Here is a 19,756-nt window from a genome sequence, read left to right on the forward strand (position 1 = left end):
CCCGGGCCCGTTCGGCGATGTGTGTCGTTGCCGTGACACGGCGGGCCGGCGTGCGCTCGATCGCCGGCGGCCCGGGTAGGGAGCTCCTCGTGGCACTCCTGCTCGCCTTCGCCGTGCTGCTGTTCGTCGCCGTCCTGTTCTCCGGGCTGGCCCACCGCACCGTGCTCTCCACGGCCGTTCTCTTCCTGCTCGCCGGCTTCGTGCTCGGCGACGGTGTGACGGGGGTGCTGGACCTGCAGCCGGGCGACGAGATCGTCGTGGGCCTGGCCGAGCTGGCCCTGTTCTCGGTCCTCTACACCGATGGCATGCGCGTCGGCTTCTCCGACCTCCGCAACGCCTGGCGGTTGCCGGGCCGGGCCCTGGTCCTCGGCATGCCGCTCACCTTCGGCGTGACCGCACTCCTGGCCCACTACGTCGCCGGCCTGTCGTGGATCGAGGCGATGCTCGTCGGCGCGGTGCTCGCCCCCACGGACCCGGTGTTCGCCTCCGCGATCGTGGGCCGCCCGGAGGTCCCGGGGCGGCTGCGGTCGCTGCTGAACGTGGAGAGCGGCCTCAACGACGGTCTGGCGCTGCCCGTCGTCCTGGTGCTCCTCTCGGTGCTGTCCCGGGACGAGGCGGACTACGCGGCGCTGGCCGGCGAGCTCGCCCTCGGGGTCGCGTCGGGCTTCGTCGTCCCGGCGGTGGCGGTGCTGCTCATCCGCAGCCGCTTCACCTCGGCCACCCCGCTGTACGCCGCGCTCGGTGGCCTGGCGATCGGGCTGATGGTGCTGGCACTGGCCGACCTCACGCACGCCAACCTGTTCCTCGCCGCGTTCACCGCCGGCATCACGATCGCCACCTTCGCGCCCGACGTCGAGAAGTCGTTCTCGGAGTTCGGCGAGCTGGTCACCGAGCTGCTCAAGCTCGCCGCCATCCTGGTGTTCGGCGCCCTGATCTCGCCGGCCTTCCTCGGCGAGATCCCGCTGAGCGGGTCCCTGTTCGGACTCCTCGCGCTGCTGCTGGCCCGGCCGCTGGCGATCGTCGTGGCACTGGTGCGCAGCGGCCTGCCGGTCGCCGAGAAGGCTGTCGCGGCGTGGTTCGGGCCCAAGGGGTTCGCGTCGGTGGTCTACGGCCTGCTCATCCTCGATGCGGGGGTGCCCGGCGCGGATGCGATGTTCCACCTGGTGGCCCTGGTCATCGTCGCCTCGATCCTGGCGCACTCGTCGACCGACGTGCCGATCGCGCACGCCTTCGCCCGCGCCCGGGGGCGGCCGGAGCCGGACGCCCCCGGTCGGGCCGACGAGGAGGCGCCGGACGTGGCGACGGGAGCCGGGCCCGGCGGCCCCGCGACAGGTGCGCGGTGACCCGGACCGGCAGCATCGAGCTGGCCAGAGGCATCGGCCGGGCAGTCGCGGGCTCGCTGCTGTTCGCGCTGCCGTTGCTGATGACGATGGAGTTCTGGCGGCTCGCGCACAGCGTGGAGCGGTACCGGCTGGCCCTGCTGGTCGTGGCGGCGGTGGCGCTGGTGATCGGTCTGTCCCGAGCCTTCGGCGCCGGGCCCGGCGGGGTCGGGGTGCGTGGCTACCTGGCCGATGCGGGGGTCGCCATCGTGACCGCCGCCGTTGCCGCGACGGTCGTACTGACGGCGCTCGGGGTGGTGGATCCGCTCATGGACTGGCGTGCCGCGGTCTCGGTGGTGGCGATCGAGACCCTGCCGGCGGCCGTGGGGGCCTCGTACGCGCGCAGCCAACTGGGGGAGGGCAGCAGACGGCCCCGGATCACGGGGTACGGCCACGAGCTGTTCCTGATGACCGCCGGAGCCGTCGTCTTCGCGGCGAACATCGCGCCCACCGAAGAGGTCGTCCTGCTCGCCGCCGAGGCCGGCACGGTCAGCATCGCGGTGCTCGCCGTGCTCAGCCTCCTGCTGATGCACGGCTTCGTGTACGGAGTCGGCTTCGGAGGGCAGGAGAGGTCCACCAACGGGTTCGTGCGGTCGTTCCTGACCCTGACCGTGGTCGGGTACGCCATCGCGCTCATCGTCTCGGCCTTCCTGCTCTGGACCTTCGGCCGGTTCGACGGGATCGGCCTGGCGACGGCGATCGACGAGACCGTCGTGCTCGCATTCCCGGGCAGCATCGGCGCTGCGGCAGCCCGGCTCATCCTGTGACGGAGGACCACGTGGACGAGGACCAGCACGCCGACACCTCGCAGGACGGACAGCAGCAGGACGACTCCGGGGAACGCACCACGCCCGGTGAGTACGTGCTCGGTGCGCTCGGGGGTCTGGTGGTCCTCCTGCTCCTCGGCTTCCTGACCTACCAGGCCGTGGCCGTACGGGAGTCGGATCCGGCGCTGTCGGTCAGCGTCACCTCGATCGAGGCGGCCGGGGACGGCTACGCGGTGCACTTCGAACTCAGGAACAGCGGCGGCCGGACGGCCGAACAGGTGCAGATCTCCGGCACCCTGACCCGGGACGGCGCCGAGGTCGGGCAGGCCTCGACGTCGATTCCCTACCTCCCGCCGAACAGCCGGCACAGCGGTGCCCTCCTGTTCTCCGAGGACCCGCGCGACGGCCGGCTGCAGGTTCGGCCGGCGGGCTTCGTCACGCCATGAGCCGCCCGGCCGCGGGCGGGCTCGCCGACGTCGCCGAGGAGCTCTACGGACTGCCACCGGAGGAGTTCATCGGGGCCCGCGACGCCCGGGACACCTGGTGAGCCCGGTGGCCGGCACGACCGCGGTCTGCGTGCGCCGGCCGGGACACCACGTCGCCTCCCCGGGCCCCGGGCTCCCTGGAGCCGGCCGACCCGACCGGACTGCCGGCGGTCCTCAGCCCAGCTGCGTGGTGATCTCGATGGCACCCCTCAGGCTGCGGGCGACCGGGCATCCGTCGGCGTGCACGGCCAGCACCCGCTGCACCTTCTCGGCGTCCTGCGCGGCGACGTCCAGTCCGGCGTAGGTGACCTGGATCCGCTTGAGCACCAGCACCTTGCCCTCGAGCTCGACCTCTCCGCGTGCGTGCCCCACCAGACCGGTGGGGTCGATCCGCCGTGCCGCGAGGGCACCGGCGAACGTCCCGGTGAGCTAACCGAGGGCGGCACCCACCAGGTGGTCGATCGTGCTGGCATGGCTGGGGGCGGTGCCCGGTTCCATCCCGTAGTGCTCGGCGATCGCGCCGTGCATGCCGTAGACGGTCGGCTCCTCCTCCCCGGGCAGGTAGGCCGCGCGCAGCGGCCCGCCCAGTCGCTCGACCCGGACCTCGGACACGTACGCGATCTCGCTCACCGTCTGCTCCCTCGCCGTCGGACGTCCGGCGGTACTTCCCAGCCGTCGCCTCGTCGACACCCTGCCGGCCGCTGAAGGACCTGGTGCACCATGGTTAGGTGTGCCTGGCCTGTGCCCGGGCCCCGTTCGACTGGAGGACCCCCGTGACCAGGCCCCGCCGGGTGATCGCCGCGCTCGTCTCGACCCTGGGGGCCGGCGTCGTCCTCGCCGGCTGCGGCTCCGACGACGACGTGCTCACCGTCTACAGCGCCCAGCACGAGAGCCTGGTCCGCACGATGCTCGAGGGCTTCACCGAGGAGACCGGCATCGAGCTGGAGTTCCGCGACGCCAACGACTCCGAGCTGGCCAACCAGATCGTGCAGGAGGGCGACGCCTCGCCGGCCGACGTCTTCCTCACCGAGAACAGCCCCGCCATCGACGTCGTCGACCAGGCCGGTCTGCTCGCGCCGCTGGACCAGGCGACGCTCGACCAGGTGGGCGAGGCCTACCGCCCGTCGTCGGGCAACTGGGTCGGCTTCGCCGCCCGTTCCACCGCGCTGATCTACAACCCGTCGGAGATCGCGGAGGAGGAGCTGCCCGCCTCGATGCTCGACCTGGCCGACCCGGCGTGGCAGGGGCGGGTCGGCATCGCCGCCGGTGGCGCCGACTTCCAGGCGATCGTCAGCGCGGTCCTGGCGCTCGAGGGCGAGGACGCCACCCGCGAGTGGCTGACCGGCCTGCAGCGCAACGCCGAGATCTACGCGAGCAACACCGCGATCATGAAGGCGGTCGACGAGGGGGAGGTGCCGGTCGGCATCACCTACCACTACTACTGGTTCCGCGACCAGGCGCAGAACGGACTCATCGGTGACGACGCCGCGCTGCACTACTTCCGCAACCAGGACCCGGGCGCGTTCGTGAGCGTCTCCGGTGCCGGGGTGCTCGCCTCCTCCGACCAGAAGGAGCAGGCGCAGCGGCTGGTCGAGTACCTGACCGGTGCCGCCGCGCAGGAGCGCCTGGCCGACAGCAGTGCGCTGGAGTACGCGGTCGGCACCGGGATCGCCTCCGCCGACGCGCTGCCCCCGCTGCAGGAGCTGCAGGCCCCCGAGGTCGACCCCGGCGACCTGGACGCGCCGCTGGTCACCGAGCTGATGCAGGAGGTCGGGCTGCTCTGACCGTTCCCGCGCTGCAGGCCGACAGCCCCGGTGCGCCGAGCGAGCAGGCGGACCGGGGCTCCCGCGCGCCGTCGCGAGGGAGGCGGCTGCGCCGGACGCCGGTGACCCTGGCCCTGGCGGTCGCCGTCGCCGCGCTGGCGCTGCTGCCGCTGGGCTACATCGCCTGGTACACCGCCGACATCGGCTGGACCGGGGTTCGCGAGCTGGTCTTCCGGCCGCGCGTGGGCGAGCTGCTCTGGAACACCACCCGCCTGGTCGTGGGCACCGTCGCCTGCTGCGCCGTCCTCGGCCTGGCCGCCGCCTGGCTGGTGGCGCGCTCCTCGGTGCCGGGCCGCCGCGTCTGGCACGTGCTGCTCGTGGCGCCGCTGGCGGTGCCGGCGTTCGTCAACAGCTACGCCTGGATCTCGCTGCTGCCGGGCCTGGACACCTACGCCGGCGCGCTGCTGGTCGTGACGCTGTCCTACTTCCCGTTCGTCTACCTCCCGCTGGCCGCCGCCTTCCGGGGGCTGGACCCGGCGCTGGAGGAGACCGCCCGCGGCCTGGGCCTCTCCGGCTGGGCGGTGTTCCTGCGCGTGCAGCTGCCGCAGCTGCGGGTGGCGCTGCTGGGCGGCAGCCTGCTGGTCGCGCTGCACCTGCTGGCCGAGTTCGGCGCGCTGCAGATGCTGCGGTACCCGACCTTCACCACGGCGATCTACGACCAGTACCGCGCCACGTTCAACGGCCCGGGCGCCACCATGCTGGCCGGTGTCCTCGTGCTGCTGTGCCTGGTGCTCCTGGTGGCGGAGCTGCGGCTGCGCGGTCGGCGCGGGTACGCGCGCACCGGTCGAGGCGCCGCCCGGCCGGTGCGGCCGGTGGCGCTGCGGGCGTTCACCGGGCCCGTGCTGCTGGGTCTCGCCGTGCTCGTCGCCCTCGCCCTGCTCGTGCCGCTGGGCAGCCTCGGCTACTGGATGGTCGCCGGCGCCGACGCCGCCCTCGACTGGGCGGCCCTGGCCGGGACCACCGGGACGACGCTGGCGCTGGCCGCGGCGGCCGCCGCGGCGACGACGGCCCTCGCCCTGCCCACCGGATGGCTCGCGGTGCGCGCCCGCGGCCGGCTGAGCACCCTGCTCGAGCGCAGCACCTACCTGGGCAGCGCCGTGCCCGGCATCGTGGTCGCCCTCGCGCTGGTGACCCTGAGCGTCCGGGTCACCCCGTGGCTCTACCAGACCATGCCGGTGCTGCTGGCGGCGTACGCGATCCTGTTCCTGCCGCGGGCCATCGTCACGGTCCGCGCCGCGGTGGAGCAGACGGCGCCGCTCTACGACGACGTCGCCGCCTCCCTGGGGTCCTCGGCCGGCGACCGGCTACGCCGCGTCACGCTGCCGCTGCTGGCCCCGGGCATCGGTGCCGGGGCCGCGCTGGTCTTCCTCGCCGTCGTCACCGAGCTGACCGCCACCCTGCTGCTGGCCCCCACCGGGACGACGACGCTGGCGACGGCGTTCTGGTCGGCGAGCAGCGCGCTGGACTACGGCGCCGCCGCCCCCTACGCCGTCGTCATGGTGCTGCTGTCGGCACCCGCTACGGTCCTGCTGTCCTCCGACGCCCGACGAGGTCTGACCACATGAGCTCCCTGACCGTGCGAGGCCTCACCAAGTCCTTCGCCGCCGCCATCCCGGTGCTGACCGGGGTGGACCTGCACGTGCCCGAGGGCAGCTTCACCGCGCTCCTCGGGCCCTCCGGCTGCGGCAAGACCACCCTGCTGCGCCTCATCGCCGGTTTCGAGGAGCCGGACTCCGGCACGGTGGCGCTGGGGGAGCGGGTGGTGACCGGTGCGGGGCGCAGCGTCCCCGCGCGGCGGCGCGGGATCGGGTTCGTGCCCCAGGAGGGCGGGCTGTTCCCGCACCTGACCGTGGCCGGCAACATCAGCTTCGGGCTGCCCCGTCGCCAGCGCCGCGACGGTGCCCGGGTCGCCGAGCTGCTGCGCCTGGTCGGCCTCGACCCCGCCCTGGCCGACCGTTCCCCGCACCAGCTCTCCGGCGGGCAGCAGCAGCGGGTGGCGCTCGCCCGCGCCCTGGCGCCGGAGCCGTCCCTGGTGCTGCTCGACGAGCCCTTCTCCTCCCTCGACGCCGCCCTGCGGGAGGAGACCCGCGTCGCGGTGTCGGCGGCGCTGAGCGCTTCCGGGGCCACCGCCGTGCTGGTCACCCACGACCAGGCCGAGGCGCTGTCGATGGCCGACCAGGTGGCGGTGCTGCGCGGCGGCCGGCTCGTGCAGCTCACCGATCCCCGCACGCTCTACCGCCGTCCCGGGGACCTGGACGTGGCCACCTTCGTCGGCGAGGCGGTGGTGCTGGAGGCCGAGCTGCGCGGCGGCCTCGCGCTCTGCGCCCTCGGCGAGCTGCCCTACGAGCCGGCCGCGGACGGCGTCCTCGAGGGTGCGGCGCGCATCCTGCTCCGTCCCGAGCAGCTGCGGCTGTCCGCGCCCCGCCCGGCGGCGCCGACGGCCCGGGTGAGCAGCGTGGACTACTACGGCCACGACTCGCGGGTGTGGCTGGACCTCCCCGACGGCCTGCGGGTGAGCGCCCGGCTGGACGGCGCGGACCTGCCGGTCGCCGGCACCGACGTGTCGATCACCGTGCGCGGCACCGCGCTGGCCTTCCCGGCCCGGGCGTCGCGCGACGCGGCAGCCGCGCTCTGACGGTGTTCCTCCCCCTCCCGGGGGAACGCAGGGCCTCGCAGCTCCGGGAACGGTTCCGATGTGGTGCCGGCGTCGGCGGGGGGTGCCGACCACCCGGTTAGGAAAGCCTAAGCTCCGCGGCGTGGACCTTCTCCTCTTCACCATCGACCCCCGCTGGGGCGCCGACGTCGTGAGCGCCGGTGCGGCCGGGATCGTCGTCGACTGGGAGCGCCGCGGGAAGGCGCGCCGGCAGGAGGGCGAGGGCACCCAGATCAACGCCGACACCCCGGACGACCTGAGCCGCATGCGGGCGGCCACCGACGGGCGGGTGGTGTGCCGGATCAACGGCTACGGCCCGTGGACCGCCGACGAGGTCGACGACGCGATCGCGCGCGGCGCGGACGAGCTCCTGCTGCCGATGGTCCGCACCCCGGAGGAGGTCGACCGCACCCTCGACCTCGTCGCCGGACGCTGCGGGCTGGGCATCCTGATCGAGACCCAGGGCGCCGTCGACCAGGCCGCCGAGCTGGCGGCGCGGCCGCTGTCGCGGATCTACGTGGGCCTCAACGACCTGCGCATCGACCGCGGCTCCCGCGAGCTGTTCCGGCCGCTGGTCGACGGCACCGTCGACGAGGTGCGCAGCCACGTCCGCGGGCAGTTCGGCGTCGGCGGCCTGACGCTGCCGGGCCGGGGCTTCCCGGTCTCCAGCGATCTGCTGGCCGCCGAGCTGGTGCGCCTCGGCACGGACTTCACCTTCCTGCGGCGGTCCTTCACCGCGGACATGGCCGGCCGGGACCCCTTCGTCGAGGTGCCGCTGCTACTGGCGAGCGTGGCCGGGCTGCGCCGGGCGCACCCGGGGGAGGCGGCCGGGCTGCGGCAGGAGTTCGTGGCCGCCGTGACGGAGGCGGGGGGGCAGGTCCCGGTGCGGGAGCCGGCGGTCGCCGCGCAGCCGGCGTGAGAGCCGTCGTCACCGGCGCCGGCGGGTTCGTCGGCCGGCACCTGGTCGTCCGGCTGCTCGCCGACGGCTGGGACGTCGTCGGCCTGACGCGGGCCGACGTCGACCTGACCGACCCGGTGGCCGCCGCGGACGCGGTCCGGGCGGCCGACCCCGACGTCGTCTTCTCCCTCGCCGCGGGCCGGGCCAAGGCGACCGCGCGGGACCGGGCGGCCACGGTGCTGGTCAACACCAGCCCCTGGCTGGTCGACGCGCTGCCCGACCGCTGCCGCGCGGTGGTGCGGCTGGGCTCCTCGACCGAGTACGCGGCTGGACCGCACCCGCTGACCGAGGACGCCGCCCTGCACCCGCGCGGCTTCTTCGGCGCCACCAAGGCGGCCGGATCGATGCTGCTGCAGGCCGCGGCCGCAGAGCGCGGCGTGCGGTCCGCCGTGCTGCGCGCCTTCCAGGTGTACGGCCCCGGCGACCACCCGACCCGGCTGGTGCCGGTCGTCCTCGCCGCCGCCCGCACGGGCGCCACCGTGCCCCTGCCCGGGGCGGTCAGCCGGCGCGACTGGGTGTGGGTCGGGGACGTCGTCGACGCCTGCGTCCGCGCGGCCGCCGACGACTCGCTGCCGGCCGGCACGGTGCTCAACATCGGCACCGGCGTGCAGACGAGCACCGAGGAGCTGGTCGCCGTCGCCGAGCGGGTCACCGGCCGGCGCATCGCGACGGCCCCGGGCGCGCACCCCGGGCGGGACTGGGACACCGCGGACTGGGTGGCCGACCCCTCCGCCGCGTGCCGGCTGCTCGGCTGGCAACCGACCGTCGACCTCGTGGCAGGCCTGGCCCGCACCTGGGAGCGGTCGTGACCGCGCGGGTAGCGGTGGTCGTGCCCGTGTACCGGAACGCGGACACCCTGCCGCTGCTGTCCGAGCGGCTGTCGGCCGCGCTGGACGGCCGCGACTGGCGGCTGCGCCTGGTCATCGACGCCTCGCCCGACGACAGCGCCGCCGTCGCCGGCGAGCTGGCTGCCGGCAACCCCCGGATCGCGGTCACCGAGCTTCCCGTCAACGGTGGTCAGCACGCGGCGATCGCCGAGGGGCTGGCCGCCGAACCCTCCGCCGAGGTCTGGGTGTGCCTGGACGCCGACCTGCAGGACCCGCCCGAGGCGGTGCCCCTCCTCGTCGACCGGTTGGCCCTGGGGGACGTCGGTGCGGTGTTCGCCGGCCGCCGGGGTGCCTACGAGTCGCTGTCCCGGCGGCTCACCGGCACCGTCCACCGGCGGCTGGCCGCCCGCCTCACCGGCCTGCCCCCGGACGCCGGCGCGTTCTTCGCCATGGACGCCGCCGTCCGGGCCGCGGTCCTCACCGCGGTCACCGACGAGGGCGCGCCCAGCGTGGTCCTCGGCGTGGCCCGGGCCGGCGTGCCCGTCGCCAGCCTTCCCGTGGTGCGGGACCAGCGGCCCACGGGGACGTCGGCGTGGAGCGGCCGGGCCCGGCTGAGCCAGTCGGCGCGCTCGCTGTACTGGGCCGTGCGCCGCCACTGATCCGGCGTGCTCAGCGCTCCCAGCGCTGGAGCGCCAGGTCGGTCTTGTCCCCGCCGAAGAAGTGCTCGGCGACCTGCCGGAAGCCGCCCTCGGCGAGGATCTGGTCGTCGTCGGTGGGCGTGGGCCTGCCGTCGATGATCCGGCGCACCAGCCACACCTCCTCGGCGTCGGCGGGTGCGTCCTCCGGCGGCAGGACGACGTCCGGTCGCAGCTCCGGTGCCAGCGTGCGGACGTAGTGGTCGAGGGCGAGCGCCGAGCGCATGTCCGCGGCCACGACCGGCTCGCCGGGGCGGTGCAGCTCGGCCAGGAGGCGCACCAGGTCATCGGCCCGCTCCCGCGGCTCGCGGTCGAACAGCGGCGTCGACGCCAGCAGCGAGCACGCCACGAGCAGGGCGCCGAGGGGGGCGCGGGCGGCGCGCGGGGCGCTTCCGGCCCCGGCGGCGGCGAGGACGCCCAGCCCGAGCAGCCCGGCCAGCAGGTAGCGGGGGAGGAACACCGGGCGCACGAGCTCGGCGACGACGAGCAGCAGCAGCGGCACCACGACCCACGCCGCCGCGACGACCCGCAGCCCGGTGGCGCGGGCCGCGCCGAGCGCCGCGAAGCCGATCGTCAGGAGGAGCAGCGGGCCCGACGTGGCCGTCCACGCCTCCAGCGCCATGACGACCAGGCGCCCGCCCGTGTCGTTCAGGTGCTCGGCGTTGCGGCCGCCGGTGCCGTTGAGCAGGTTCACCGCGACGAGGCCGACGACGGGCAGCGCGGCCGCGGCGCCGGTGAGCAGCAGCGGCCACGCCCGCTGCCGGCGCAGCAGGATGCCCGCGGCGACGAACGCGGCAAGCACCGTGACGGCGTACCAGTGGGCCAGGCCCATACCGGCGCCGGCCAGGCCGAAGAGGAGGAGTCCGCGCGGGGGTTCCTGCAGCCACCGGGCCAGGCCCAGCACGGCGCCGCCAGTGGCGAGGACGGCCAGGCCGTAGCTGCGCGCCTCCACCGCCTGCTCCAGCAGCAGCGGGCTGCAGGCCAGGACGACGCCGGCCAGGACCCCCGTCGCGCGGTCGGTCAGCCGGCTCACGGCGCGGGTGACCAGTGCCAGCCCGCCGGCCGTGGCGAGCAGGGAGAGCACGCGCAGCGAGGTGTCGCCGCCGAGCCCCGGCAGCGACACCCAGGCGTGGGTCACGACGTAGTAGGGCGCGTTGTACGACGGCGGCACCCCGGCCAGGTAGCTCGTCGTGCCGGTGCCCTCGGAGATCGCCGTCAGGATGTCGGCCAGGGGCAGCCGCGCCACCTCGGCGGTGAACAGCTCGTCGAACCACAGCCCGTGCCCCGCCAGCAGGAGCCCGGTGCCCAGCAGCAGCACGAGCAGCGGCGGCATCAGCTCGGGCCACGCCCACCGGCGGTGGCGGGCGGCCTCCTCCGTCGTCGACGACGGCGGATCCTCGCGCAGCGCCGTCGTCGTCACCCCGCCAGGTTAGGCGAGCCTTCCTCCGCGGCCCCGCGCCGCACGGTGCGGGCCCCGGCGGGGCCCTTGCGGCGAGGTCGCGACTGCCGCTAACGTACAACCTTGTGGTTGTAGATCAGCTGGATCAGCAGAGCGTCGATCGGGTCTTCGCCGCGCTCGCCGACGCCACCCGGCGCGACATCGTCACGCGGGTGATGGCCGGGGAGTCGTCGGTCTCGGCGCTCGCGCGGAACTACGAGATGAGCTTCGCCGCGGTCCAGAAGCACGTGGCCGTGCTCGAGCGGGCCCGGCTCGTCAGCAAGGAACGTCGCGGCCGCGAGCAGATCGTGCGCGGCGACGTCGGCACGGTCCGAGCGGCCGCCCGGCTGCTCGGTGGGTTCGAGGAGCTCTGGCGCGCCCGCATCGGCCGCATCGACGACCTCCTCGCCGCAGCCCCGGGAGATGCACGATGACCGTCGTCAGCACGCAGTCCGACCAGGAGAACCTCACCTTCACGATCGTCGCCGAGTTCCCGGCCCCGCCGTCCAGGGTGTGGCAGGTCTGGGCCGACCCGCGGCAGCTCGAGCGCTGGTGGGGGCCGCCGACCTGGCCGGCCACCTTCACCGACCACGATCTGTCCGTGGGCGGCGGAGCTGCCTACTTCATGACCGGCCCCGAGGGGGAGAAGGCGCACGGCTGGTGGCGGATCACCGCGGTCGAGGAGCCGACCCGGCTGGAGTTCGAGGACGGGTTCGCCGACGAGCACGGCACGCCCGCGGCCGACATGCCGGTGACGACCGCGCGCGTCGACCTCCAGGAGACCGACGGCGGCACGCGCATGACCGTGCAGTCCCGGTTCCCGTCCACCGAGGCGATGGAGCAGATGGTGGCCATGGGCATGGCCGAGGGCATGCAGCAGGCCATGGGTCAGATCGACCAGCTCCTGCTCACCAGCGTCTGAGGTTCCCGGCGGGCCCGTGGGTCGAGCCGGGCCCGCCGGTCACGGATCACCCGGCGATCAACCGCCGGACCTCCGCCTCCACCGCATCGGCCCGGCCGGCCAGCTCGTCGACCACCGTGACCGCCTTCGTCAGCTCGTCCCGCGCCCCGTCGTCGTCGATGCCGGCCAGGTTGGTCTCGACGGCGAGCCGCGCGGTGGACGCCGCGGCGCGGGCGGCGGCGGTCGCCGCCGCGACGTCGCTGATCAGATTGCGGTTGGCGAGCGGGAGGATCCGCTCCGCGAGCGAGGTGAGCACCACCGCGATGTCGATGATGGTCCGCGGCGGTCGGGCGGCGTCCAGCTGGGCGGCGCCGAGCGCCTGCCGCCGCGCCTCCTTCTCCTCGTCGGAGCCGCGCGGCAACTTCATGGCCGCGGCGACCGCGGAGAAGGCCGCCTCGTCGTCGGCCGCGGCGGCCAGGCAGGCGTCGCGCTGGCGATCGGCCTCGGCGACGATCTCGCCCACGACGCCGGCGTGCTCCTCGTCGGTGGTGAACCGGCCGACCATCGCGACGAGCGAGGCCGCGAGCGCCGCCTCGATGCCGGCGGTCGCACCGGCGCCCGGTGCGGCCAGGCGGGCGGCGAGCTGGCCGAGGAACCCGCCGAGGGACTGGCGGTCGACGTCGTCGGGGGAGGGCGCTCCGGTCGGGGGTGTCACGGTGGTGGCCTCGCTAGGGGGTGGGGGAGGGGGCTGACCCCCCTGTGCCCGCGGAGCTGCGGTGTCGAACCGGGGCGCCTGCATCCGGGGGCCGGGCGAGCGGGCGGTCGGCGTCCGCGCCCGGGCCGGCCGGCAGCAGCCGGGCGCTCCGCCAGCCGCGCAGCGAGCTCACCACGGCCAGCTCCTCGGCGGCCCGCAGGTCCGCCACGGTCAGCACCCGCTCGTGCAGCCGGCCGAGCTCCAGCAGCCGGCCCCGCTCCACGCCCGGCAGGCAGCCCACGTCGGTGGGCGGCGTCCACCAGCGCCCGCCCAACCGCACGGCCAGCGACGCGATGGTGGTCTCGGTCAGCTCACCGCGCTGGTTGACCAGCACGACGTCGTCGGCCTCCGGGTGCCGGAGCGCACGGGACCGGTAGACGTCGCGCCGGGTGGTCTTGTGCTGCAGCCAGGGGCTGGTCGCGTCCACCGGCTCGTCGTCGACGGCCAGCCGGACCGGCCGGTCGAGCGGCTCGGGCAGCGGGCCGGTCCCGACCTCCACCCGGCCGTCGCGGAACAGCAGCGCGCGCACCCGGGCCGGCTCCCCGAGCCCCGCGACGGCGCTGCGCAGGGACCCGAGGACGGCGTCCCGCTCGAACCGGAACCCGGACCAGTCGGCCGAGTCGGCCATCCGGGTGAGGTGGCGGTCCAGGTTGCGCAACCCCTCGCCGGGCACGAACGCCAGCGTCTCCAGCAGCTGGTGGTCGGTGGCCGGATGGCCGAGGACCGCCGCCTTGGCGTGCAGCTCCGCGCGCTCGCGGGCGGGGTCGGAGCCCCAGGTGATCCCGCCGCCGGCGCCGTAGACGCCCGCCCCGGTCGAGCGGTCGACGACGGCGGTGCGGATGGCGACGCTGAACCGCGCCCGGAACGGGGCGGTCGGCGGGGCGACCAGGCCGATGGCGCCGCAGTAGAGGCCGCGCGGGGTGGGTTCGAGCTCGTCGATCAGCTGCATGGTCCGCTGCTTGGGGGCACCGGTCACCGAACCGCAGGGGAACAGCGCCCGGAAGATCTCGGCCAGCCCGGTCCCGGGCCGCAGCCGGGCGCTCACCTGCGAGGTCATCTGCCACACCGTCGGGTACCGCTCGAGGGCGAACAGCTCGTCGACGGTCACGCTGCCCACTTCGGCGATGCGACCGAGGTCGTTGCGCAGCAGGTCGACGATCATCAGGTTCTCCGCCTGCTCCTTGCTGCTGGCGCGCAGCCGGCGGCTCTGCTCCCGGTCCTCGGCCGTCGTCCGCCCCCGCGCGGCGGTGCCCTTCATGGGGCGGGTGCGCACCCGGGAGCCCACCCACTCGAAGAACAGCTCCGGGCTGGCGCTGGCGACGGCGAACCGGCCGAGGTCCAGGTAGGCGTTGTGGGCCCCGCGCTGCGCCAGCGCCAGGCGGGCGTAGAGCTCCTCGGGGTCCCCGGCGTCCGGGCACCGCAGCCGGTCGGTGAGGTTGCACTGGTAGGTCTCGCCGGCGGCGATGTGCTCGCGGACGGTGGTGACCGCGCGGGCGTGCTGGTCGTCGGACCAGTCGGGTCGCCAGGCGGCCGCCGGCACCGGGGGACCGGCGGGCGGGCCCACCGGCGGCACCGGCGCGGGTTCGGCGCACAGCCCGAACCAGATCAGCGGCGGCTCGCCCGCCCGGTGCCCGCCGGGCAGGCCGGCGTCCAGCCCCGACGCCGCCTCGTAGGACACGTAGCCGAACGCCCAGGCCCCGGCCTCGGTGGCGTCGTGCAGCTCGCGCAGCACGTCGGCCACCTCGTCGGACCGGGTCGTGGTGAGCACCCGGTCCGGCGGAGGGCACAGCAGCGCCGACCCGGTGCGCAGGTCGTCGAAGCGCGCCCACGGACCTCCCGCAGGCGGCTCCGCGGCCCCGGGCACCCGTGGGGAGGCCGGCCCCGGCGCGGCCGGGGACGGGTCCATCAGTCGCCGCGCCCCTGCTGCACCTTGGCCGCCTCCAGCGTGTTGGCCAGCAGCATGGCGATCGTCATCGGACCGACCCCGCCCGGCACGGGCGTGATGCTGCCGGCCACCTCGGCCACCGCCGCGGTGTCGACGTCGCCGTGCAGCCCGTTCTCGCCCCGGTGGATGCCGACGTCGATCACGGTGGCGCCCGGCTTCACCGCGTCGGCACCGACCAGCCCGGGGATGCCGGCGGCGACGACGAGCACGTCGGCGCGGCGGCACACCTCGGCGAGGTCCCGGGTCCGGGAGTGGCAGATGGTCACGGTGGCGTTCCGCTCGAGCAGCAGCTGCGCCATCGGCTTGCCGACCAGCACCGACCGGCCGACGACGACCGCCTCGGCGCCCTGCAGGGACACCCCGGCCTCGTCGAGCAGCACCATGACGCCCGACGGCGTGCACGGCCGCAGCCCCGGCCGGCCCTGCGCCAGCAGGCCCGCGTTGGCGGCCGTCAGCCCGTCGACGTCCTTCTCGGCCGGGATCCGGGCCAGCAGCGCCTCGGAGTCCAGATGCTTCGGCACCGGCAGCTGCAGCAGGATGCCGGAGACGGCGGGGTCGGCGGCGAGCTCGTCGATCAGCGCGGCCGCCTCCTCCTGGCCGACGTCGCCGGGCAGGTGCCGGTGCAGGTCCTGCATGCCGGCGGCCACGCACAGCTTGCGCTTGTTGCGGACGTAGACCTCCGACGCCGGGTCGTCCCCGATGAGCACCGTGGCCAGCCCCGGCGCGGTGCCGCCCGCGGCCAGCAGCTCCTGGACGCCCTTGGCCACGTCCTCGCGGACCTGGCGCGCCACCGCCGTCCCGTCGATCACCTGTGCTGTCACTGCGGCGCTCCTCAGAAGACGATCGTCGTGTTGTCGTGGCGGGCGACCCGGTCCTCGAGGTGCCACCGCACCGCCCGCGACAGCACCGCCCGCTCGACGTCGGCGCCGAGGCGGACCAGGTCCGCGGTCTCGTGCCGGTGGTCCACCCGCACGACGTCCTGCTCGATGATCGGCCCCTCGTCCAGGTCCTGGGTCACGTAGTGCGCGGTGGCCCCGATCAGCTTCACCCCCCGGTCCTTGGCCTTCTGGTACGGGCCGGCGCCGATGAAGGCGGGCAGGAACGAGTGGTGGATGTTGATCAGCGGGCAGCCGACGCCCTCGAGGAAGTCGCCGCTGATGATCTGCATGTAGCGGGCGAGGACCACCAGGTCCACGTTGCCGCGCAGCAGCTCCAGCATCCGCTGCTCGGCCTCCGGCCGGTTGTCCCGCGTGGCCGGGATGTGGAAGTACGGCACCCCGAACGGGCGGACCTGGTCGGCGAGGTCGGGGTGGTTGGAGATCACCATCGCCACGTTCATGTCCAGCTCGCCGCGGCGGTTGCGCCACAGCAGGTCCAGCACGCAGTGGTCGGTCTTGGACACCATGATCGCGACCCGCTTCGGCCTGGCCGCCTCGCTGAGCCGGAACTGCATCCCGAACTTCTCCGCGACCTCGGCGGCGAACGCCCGCTCCAGGTCCTCGCGGGCGGCGGCCAGCCCGGGCAGGTGGAACTCGGTGCGCTGGAAGAAGGCGCCCCCCTCCGCGGCGGTGGAGTGCTGGTCGAGCGTGACGATGTTCGCGCCCGCGTCGGTGAGGAACGTGCTCACCGCGGAGACGATCCCCGGCTGGTCGGAGCACTGGACGAGCAGCCGGCCGTGGTCGGCGTCCTCCCGTCCGTGGTGCGTCGAGCGGGGGAGGGCGGGAGCGTTCGGCACTGCGGTCATGGCTTCTCCGGGTTCGGGCCGGCCACCGGGCCGGGCAGGTGTGGATGTGGAGCGGCGACCGCGGGCCTCAGGCGAGGGCCTGGATCGTCTGCTTCCGCCACTCCTCGGTGGGCTCGAGGTCGTTGAAGGTGAACACGTGGAAGCCGGTGATGGTGTTGTCCGGCTTCCCCATGTGCGGGGCGAGCCCCTTGATGATCTTGGCCGGGTTGTAGCCGCCGGGCACGAAGAACCGCCAGAGCAGGGTCTGCTGCTTCTTCAGGAACTTCGCCGACTCCCCGATGCCCAGACCGCCGGAGACCCGCAGCAGCTTCTGCCGGTGGACCGCACCGGGGACGCCGACGTGCACCGGCAGGTCGATGCCGCGGCGCTTCAGCTCCCGCGCCCAGCGCAGGATGACGGCCGGGTCGAACACGATCTGGGTCTTGATGTGGTGGGCCAGGGCCGCCTTGTCCTTGAGCGCCTGGAACAGCACGTCCTCGCTGACCGACGGGTGCCCCTCCGGGTGGCCGCCGATGCCGATGTCGGTGAAGCCGTGGTCCAGCTCGTGCAGCGCGACCAGGAGGGCGTGGGCGTCCTTGAACTCCGTGGGCGTCTCCGTCGGGTCCCCGCCGACGACGAACACGTCGGTGATCCCCGCCTCGCGGCACCGCGCCACGATGTCGGCGAGGTGCGCGCGGTCCTGGACCTGCTGGGCCGAGAGGTGCGGGGCCACCTCGTACCCGTGGCCGGCCAGGGCGACGGTCAGGTCGATCGTCGCGTCCTGGCCCTTCGCCGGGGAGGCGGTGACGGTCAGCCGCACGTCCTTGGGCACGTGCCGGAGCACCTGCTCCTGGGTCTTCTTGAACGGGATGACCTCGTAGCCGAGCGTCTCGAAGCTGCGCCGCAGGGTGGCGCGGGTGTTCGGGTCCCGGACGGTGAGAACTCGGTTCACGGTGGCCTTTCCTCGGGCAGCTCGTGGGGGCGGTGCTCAGGCGGGCTGGGGAGCCCGGTTGTCGAAGAGTGCGATGCCGGCCGCGGTGTTCGACGCCGGCAGGAAGTAGTGCGAGTGGACCTTGGTGACCTCGTCGGCCATGGCCCCGCGCATGATCAGCCACATGATCAGCTCGATCCCCTCGGAGCCCGCCTCGCGGATGAGCTCCTCGCGGCTGAGCGCGGCCAGCGCCGCCGGATCGGTGTGGATCTTCTCCAGCCACATCGCGTCGAACTCGGGGTTGATGAAGCCGGCGCGGGCGCCGGCGAGCTGGTGGGACATGCCGCCGGTCCCGAGGATGCCGACGGTCACGTCCTCGCCGTAGGAGCGGATCGCCCGGCCCAGCGCCTGCCCCAGGGCGTAGCACCGGGCCGCGGTGGGCTGCGGGTACTGGATGACGTTGACCAGGATCGGCACCACCGGGCAGGGCCAGGCGTCGCCGGGGTCCGGGGTCCAGACCGACAGCGGCACGGTGAGCCCGTGGTCGACCTCCAGCTCCTGGAACACGGTGAGGTCGAAGTTCTCGTCGACCAGGCTCTCGAGCAGGTGCAGCGACAGGTCCGGGTCGCCGATCACGTCCGGGACCTGGCGGGGGCCGTAGCCCTCGTCGGCCACCCGGTAGTGGTCGGCCGTGCCGATCCCGAACGTCGGGACGATGTCCAGGTCGAGGCCGTTGGCGTGGTCGTTGTAGACGACGATCGCCACGTCCGGCTCGTGCTGCGCCAGCCACTGGCGGGCCGGCGCGTAGCCGTCGAAGAGGTCCTTCCAGTTCGGGTCCTCGGTCTTGCCGCGGTCCATCGCCGCGCCGATGGACGGCACGTGCGAGGTCGCCAGACCCCAGATCACCTCAGCCACGCCGGCCACCCGCCCGCAGCTCCGCGAGGAACTCCTCCTCGGTCATGCCGGTGAACACGCCACCGAGGTACTGCATCGAGCGGCCGTCCATCATGGCCAGCTTGTAGACGTAGAAGATGCTCCCGCCGAGGTCGATCATCGCCGTCCAGTCGCGGTCGAGGACGGCCTGCGTCTGCTCGGGCGCGAGCTGGAACTCCGCACAGTAGGCGGCCTCGTCGGCGGAGAAGCGCTCGCGGTTCTCCGCCGAGCGGAAGCTCATCAGCATCTTGTTCAGCCGCAGACCGCGCCGGCTGGTCTGCCCGTCGAAGATCGGCGTCCCCGGCACGTTCAGCCGGCCGCCCGTCTCGTTCGTGCTCATCGGGGATCCCTTGATCGGAGGGGAGGGCGGGGCGACCGCCACGGCCGTCGTCACGACGTCCGCTCCTGCGGGTGGGTGGCCAGCGCCTCGACGTGGACGTCCAGCCACGGTGCCATGGGCAGCGACATGAGGGCGTCGTGCAGCGCGGCCGGGTCCTCGGCCTCGTAGAGGCCGACCGTCGCATTGCGGCCGGGCACCCGCCAGAGGCGCTTGAGCACACCCTCGGCGCGCAGCTCCATGGCCCGCGTCCGCTCCCCGGCGCGCAGCTCCTCGCGGCGCTCCGCGGGGGTGTCGGCCGGCAGCCGGTTCTCCGACCGGACCAGGAACTCCACGTCAGACCCCCGTCTCACGCCGCGTGGCCGACGATCGGCCGGCGATGTCGAGCAGTGCGGCGGCCAGCTCCGCCGGCGCGGTGACCATCGCCTCGTGCCCGGTGTCCAGCTCGTGCACCGGCCAGCCCCTCTCCCGGGCGCGGTCGGCCTGCGCGGCGAACACCCGCATCCAGCTCACGCACTCGATGAACGCCGCGGGCACCTGGTCGACGGCGCCGGTGAGGCGCAGGGCGTCGGTGTAGGTCTTCCACGGGTGTGCGGTGAGCTTCGGCGTGAGCCAGTCGACGTCGGCCTGCTCGGTCACCCCGAGCACCGACAGCTTCCGCACCGCCACCAGCCAGCCGAAGCCCTGCTCGGCGGCGGACCCGGCCCAGTGGTGCTCCACGGTCTCGGGCAGCAGGTCGCGCGCCGCCTCGCCGTCGGCACCGACGAAGGCGTCCAGGTAGACGCGCTGCGCCACGGCCGCCGGGCGGCGATCGGCCACGGCGGTGACGACCTGGCCGGCGTAGGAGTGCCCGACCAGGACGACGTCCTCCAGACCCAGGACGTCGATCAGCCGGACGACGTCCTCGACGTGGGTCTCCAGGCCGACCGTCGGCGACAGCAGGTGCGCCCGCTCGGACAGGCCGGTGAGCGTCGGGGCGTGCACGGCGTGCCCGGCCTCGCGGAGGAGGGGGGTCACGCGGTCCCAGCACCAGCCGCCGTGCCAGGCCCCGTGGACCAGGACGAAGGTGCTCATGCGGCTGCGCCCTCCAGGGGGTCGGTCATCGCGGACGTGGGGTGGCTCACGTCCACGCTACGGACGGCGGCCTGACGGCGGATCGGCGCGATGTCAGGGCCACCGCCGCCGTTGCCGCCCGGCCCGCGTACGT

Annotated in this window: 22 protein-coding genes and 1 pseudogene; 11 read left to right on the forward strand and 12 right to left on the reverse strand. The window is 74.5% G+C overall.

Features of this window, described 5'->3' with window-relative positions:
- The first annotated feature begins 89 nt into the window (after positions 1-89).
- The 3 genes from C5507_RS07110 to C5507_RS07120 are packed head-to-tail and all read left to right on the forward strand — an operon-like array spanning position 90 to position 2,592.
- A complete protein-coding gene (locus C5507_RS07110; protein WP_242610955.1) occupies positions 90-1,343 on the forward strand; it encodes a cation:proton antiporter in 1,254 nt (417 codons plus the stop codon).
- Positions 1,340-2,146: a TIGR02587 family membrane protein gene (locus C5507_RS07115; RefSeq protein ID WP_104527832.1), complete on the forward strand. Its 807-nt coding sequence runs from the start codon at positions 1,340-1,342 to the stop codon at positions 2,144-2,146. Before C5507_RS07110 ends, C5507_RS07115 begins: the two co-directional genes overlap by 4 nt.
- 11 nt (positions 2,147-2,157) lie before the next feature.
- Positions 2,158-2,592 carry a hypothetical protein gene (locus tag C5507_RS07120; protein ID WP_104527833.1) on the forward strand — a complete coding sequence of 145 codons (435 nt, stop codon included), beginning with the start codon at positions 2,158-2,160 and terminating at the stop codon, positions 2,590-2,592.
- A 213-nt stretch (positions 2,593-2,805) separates the two neighbouring features.
- Here the strand turns inward: C5507_RS07120 and C5507_RS07125 are convergent.
- A pseudogene (locus C5507_RS07125) lies at positions 2,806-3,039 on the reverse strand (OsmC family protein); the annotation flags it as partial.
- 21 nt (positions 3,040-3,060) lie between these two features.
- Positions 3,061-3,261, reverse strand: a complete 201-nt coding sequence (locus tag C5507_RS07130) for a hypothetical protein (protein WP_104527835.1) — start codon at positions 3,259-3,261, stop codon at positions 3,061-3,063.
- Positions 3,262-3,404: 143 nt separating this feature from the next.
- On the opposite strand from C5507_RS07130, the gene C5507_RS07135 reads away from it, so the two are divergent.
- The 6 genes from C5507_RS07135 to C5507_RS07160 all read left to right on the forward strand — a co-directional run bounded on the left by C5507_RS07135 (position 3,405) and on the right by C5507_RS07160 (position 9,551).
- A complete protein-coding gene (locus C5507_RS07135) occupies positions 3,405-4,415 on the forward strand; it encodes an iron ABC transporter substrate-binding protein (protein ID WP_104527836.1) in 1,011 nt (336 codons plus the stop codon).
- A 101-nt stretch (positions 4,416-4,516) separates the two neighbouring features.
- Entirely contained in the window at positions 4,517-6,019 is a 1,503-nt protein-coding gene (locus C5507_RS07140) for an ABC transporter permease (protein ID WP_207225665.1), read from the forward strand.
- Positions 6,016-7,089: an ABC transporter ATP-binding protein gene (locus C5507_RS07145; protein WP_104527838.1), complete on the forward strand. Its 1,074-nt coding sequence runs from the start codon at positions 6,016-6,018 to the stop codon at positions 7,087-7,089. Before C5507_RS07140 ends, C5507_RS07145 begins: the two co-directional genes overlap by 4 nt.
- A gap of 121 nt (positions 7,090-7,210) precedes the next feature.
- Positions 7,211-8,026, forward strand: coding sequence for an aldolase/citrate lyase family protein (locus C5507_RS07150; protein WP_104527839.1), 816 nt, complete (start codon positions 7,211-7,213; stop codon positions 8,024-8,026).
- The gene (locus C5507_RS07155) at positions 8,023-8,874 is read left to right on the forward strand and encodes an NAD-dependent epimerase/dehydratase family protein (RefSeq protein WP_104527840.1); all 852 of its coding nucleotides are present in this window, start codon (positions 8,023-8,025) and stop codon (positions 8,872-8,874) included. Before C5507_RS07150 ends, C5507_RS07155 begins: the two co-directional genes overlap by 4 nt.
- Positions 8,871-9,551, forward strand: a complete 681-nt coding sequence (locus C5507_RS07160; RefSeq protein ID WP_104527841.1) for a glycosyltransferase — start codon at positions 8,871-8,873, stop codon at positions 9,549-9,551. Before C5507_RS07155 ends, C5507_RS07160 begins: the two co-directional genes overlap by 4 nt.
- Before the next feature lie 10 nt (positions 9,552-9,561).
- Here the strand turns inward: C5507_RS07160 and C5507_RS07165 are convergent, their stop codons facing one another.
- Positions 9,562-11,007: a glycosyltransferase family 39 protein gene (locus tag C5507_RS07165; protein WP_242610957.1), complete on the reverse strand. Its 1,446-nt coding sequence runs from the start codon at positions 11,005-11,007 to the stop codon at positions 9,562-9,564.
- A gap of 104 nt (positions 11,008-11,111) precedes the next feature.
- Here C5507_RS07165 and C5507_RS07170 point away from each other — a divergent pair, with 104 nt between their 5' ends.
- Both C5507_RS07170 and C5507_RS07175 read left to right on the forward strand, forming a co-directional pair.
- Positions 11,112-11,459, forward strand: a complete 348-nt coding sequence (locus C5507_RS07170) for an ArsR/SmtB family transcription factor (protein ID WP_104527842.1) — start codon at positions 11,112-11,114, stop codon at positions 11,457-11,459.
- Positions 11,456-11,947, forward strand: a complete 492-nt coding sequence (locus C5507_RS07175) for an SRPBCC family protein (protein ID WP_104527843.1) — start codon at positions 11,456-11,458, stop codon at positions 11,945-11,947. Before C5507_RS07170 ends, C5507_RS07175 begins: the two co-directional genes overlap by 4 nt.
- 46 nt (positions 11,948-11,993) lie before the next feature.
- Here C5507_RS07175 and C5507_RS07180 read toward each other — a convergent pair whose 3' ends face one another.
- The 9 genes from C5507_RS07180 to C5507_RS07220 all read right to left on the reverse strand — a co-directional run bounded on the left by C5507_RS07180 (position 11,994) and on the right by C5507_RS07220 (position 19,623).
- Positions 11,994-12,641 (reverse strand): cyclodeaminase/cyclohydrolase family protein, encoded by a 648-nt coding sequence (locus C5507_RS07180; protein ID WP_242610958.1) that lies wholly within the window; start codon positions 12,639-12,641, stop codon positions 11,994-11,996.
- Positions 12,642-12,654: 13 nt separating this feature from the next.
- Entirely contained in the window at positions 12,655-14,586 is a 1,932-nt protein-coding gene (gene pabB, locus C5507_RS07185) for an aminodeoxychorismate synthase component I (RefSeq protein WP_104527845.1), read from the reverse strand.
- Complete coding sequence (gene folD, locus C5507_RS07190) at positions 14,586-15,446, reverse strand: bifunctional methylenetetrahydrofolate dehydrogenase/methenyltetrahydrofolate cyclohydrolase FolD (RefSeq protein ID WP_104527846.1); 861 nt, start codon at positions 15,444-15,446, stop codon at positions 14,586-14,588. The genes pabB and folD overlap by 1 nt, the downstream gene beginning before the upstream one ends.
- An 11-nt stretch (positions 15,447-15,457) precedes the next feature.
- On the reverse strand, positions 15,458-16,369 hold the full coding sequence (gene purU / locus C5507_RS07195; RefSeq protein WP_104527847.1) for a formyltetrahydrofolate deformylase: 912 nt from the start codon (positions 16,367-16,369) through the stop codon (positions 15,458-15,460).
- 67 nt (positions 16,370-16,436) lie between these two features.
- A complete protein-coding gene (locus C5507_RS07200; RefSeq protein WP_104527848.1) occupies positions 16,437-17,300 on the reverse strand; it encodes a methylenetetrahydrofolate reductase in 864 nt (287 codons plus the stop codon).
- 36 nt (positions 17,301-17,336) lie between these two features.
- A complete protein-coding gene (locus C5507_RS07205) occupies positions 17,337-18,194 on the reverse strand; it encodes a class III extradiol dioxygenase subunit beta (protein ID WP_104527918.1) in 858 nt (285 codons plus the stop codon).
- A complete protein-coding gene (ligA, locus tag C5507_RS07210; protein ID WP_104527919.1) occupies positions 18,187-18,552 on the reverse strand; it encodes a protocatechuate 4,5-dioxygenase subunit alpha in 366 nt (121 codons plus the stop codon). The genes C5507_RS07205 and ligA overlap by 8 nt, the downstream gene beginning before the upstream one ends.
- Positions 18,553-18,602: 50 nt before the next feature.
- Positions 18,603-18,884 carry a muconolactone Delta-isomerase family protein gene (locus C5507_RS07215; RefSeq protein WP_104527849.1) on the reverse strand — a complete coding sequence of 94 codons (282 nt, stop codon included), beginning with the start codon at positions 18,882-18,884 and terminating at the stop codon, positions 18,603-18,605.
- Position 18,885: 1 nt separating this feature from the next.
- The gene (locus C5507_RS07220) at positions 18,886-19,623 is read right to left on the reverse strand and encodes an alpha/beta fold hydrolase (RefSeq protein ID WP_104527850.1); all 738 of its coding nucleotides are present in this window, start codon (positions 19,621-19,623) and stop codon (positions 18,886-18,888) included.
- Positions 19,624-19,756 lie beyond the last annotated feature (133 nt).

Source organism: Blastococcus saxobsidens, from assembly GCF_002938435.1.
Classification (GTDB): Bacteria; Actinomycetota; Actinomycetes; order Mycobacteriales; family Geodermatophilaceae; genus Blastococcus; species Blastococcus saxobsidens.

Bases quoted from the DNA above. Each gene is read 5' to 3' on its own strand.
- C5507_RS07145 (WP_104527838.1), top strand. From the start codon at position 6,016: ATGAGCTCCCTGACCGTGCGAGGCCTCACCAAGTCCTTCGCCGCCGCC.
- C5507_RS07175 (WP_104527843.1), top strand. From the start codon at position 11,456: ATGACCGTCGTCAGCACGCAGTCCGACCAGGAGAACCTCACCTTCACG.
- pabB (WP_104527845.1), bottom strand. From the start codon at position 14,586: ATGGACCCGTCCCCGGCCGCGCCGGGGCCGGCCTCCCCACGGGTGCCC.
- purU (WP_104527847.1), bottom strand. From the start codon at position 16,369: ATGACCGCAGTGCCGAACGCTCCCGCCCTCCCCCGCTCGACGCACCAC.
- ligA (WP_104527919.1), bottom strand. From the start codon at position 18,552: ATGAGCACGAACGAGACGGGCGGCCGGCTGAACGTGCCGGGGACGCCG.
- C5507_RS07220 (WP_104527850.1), bottom strand. From the start codon at position 19,623: ATGAGCACCTTCGTCCTGGTCCACGGGGCCTGGCACGGCGGCTGGTGC.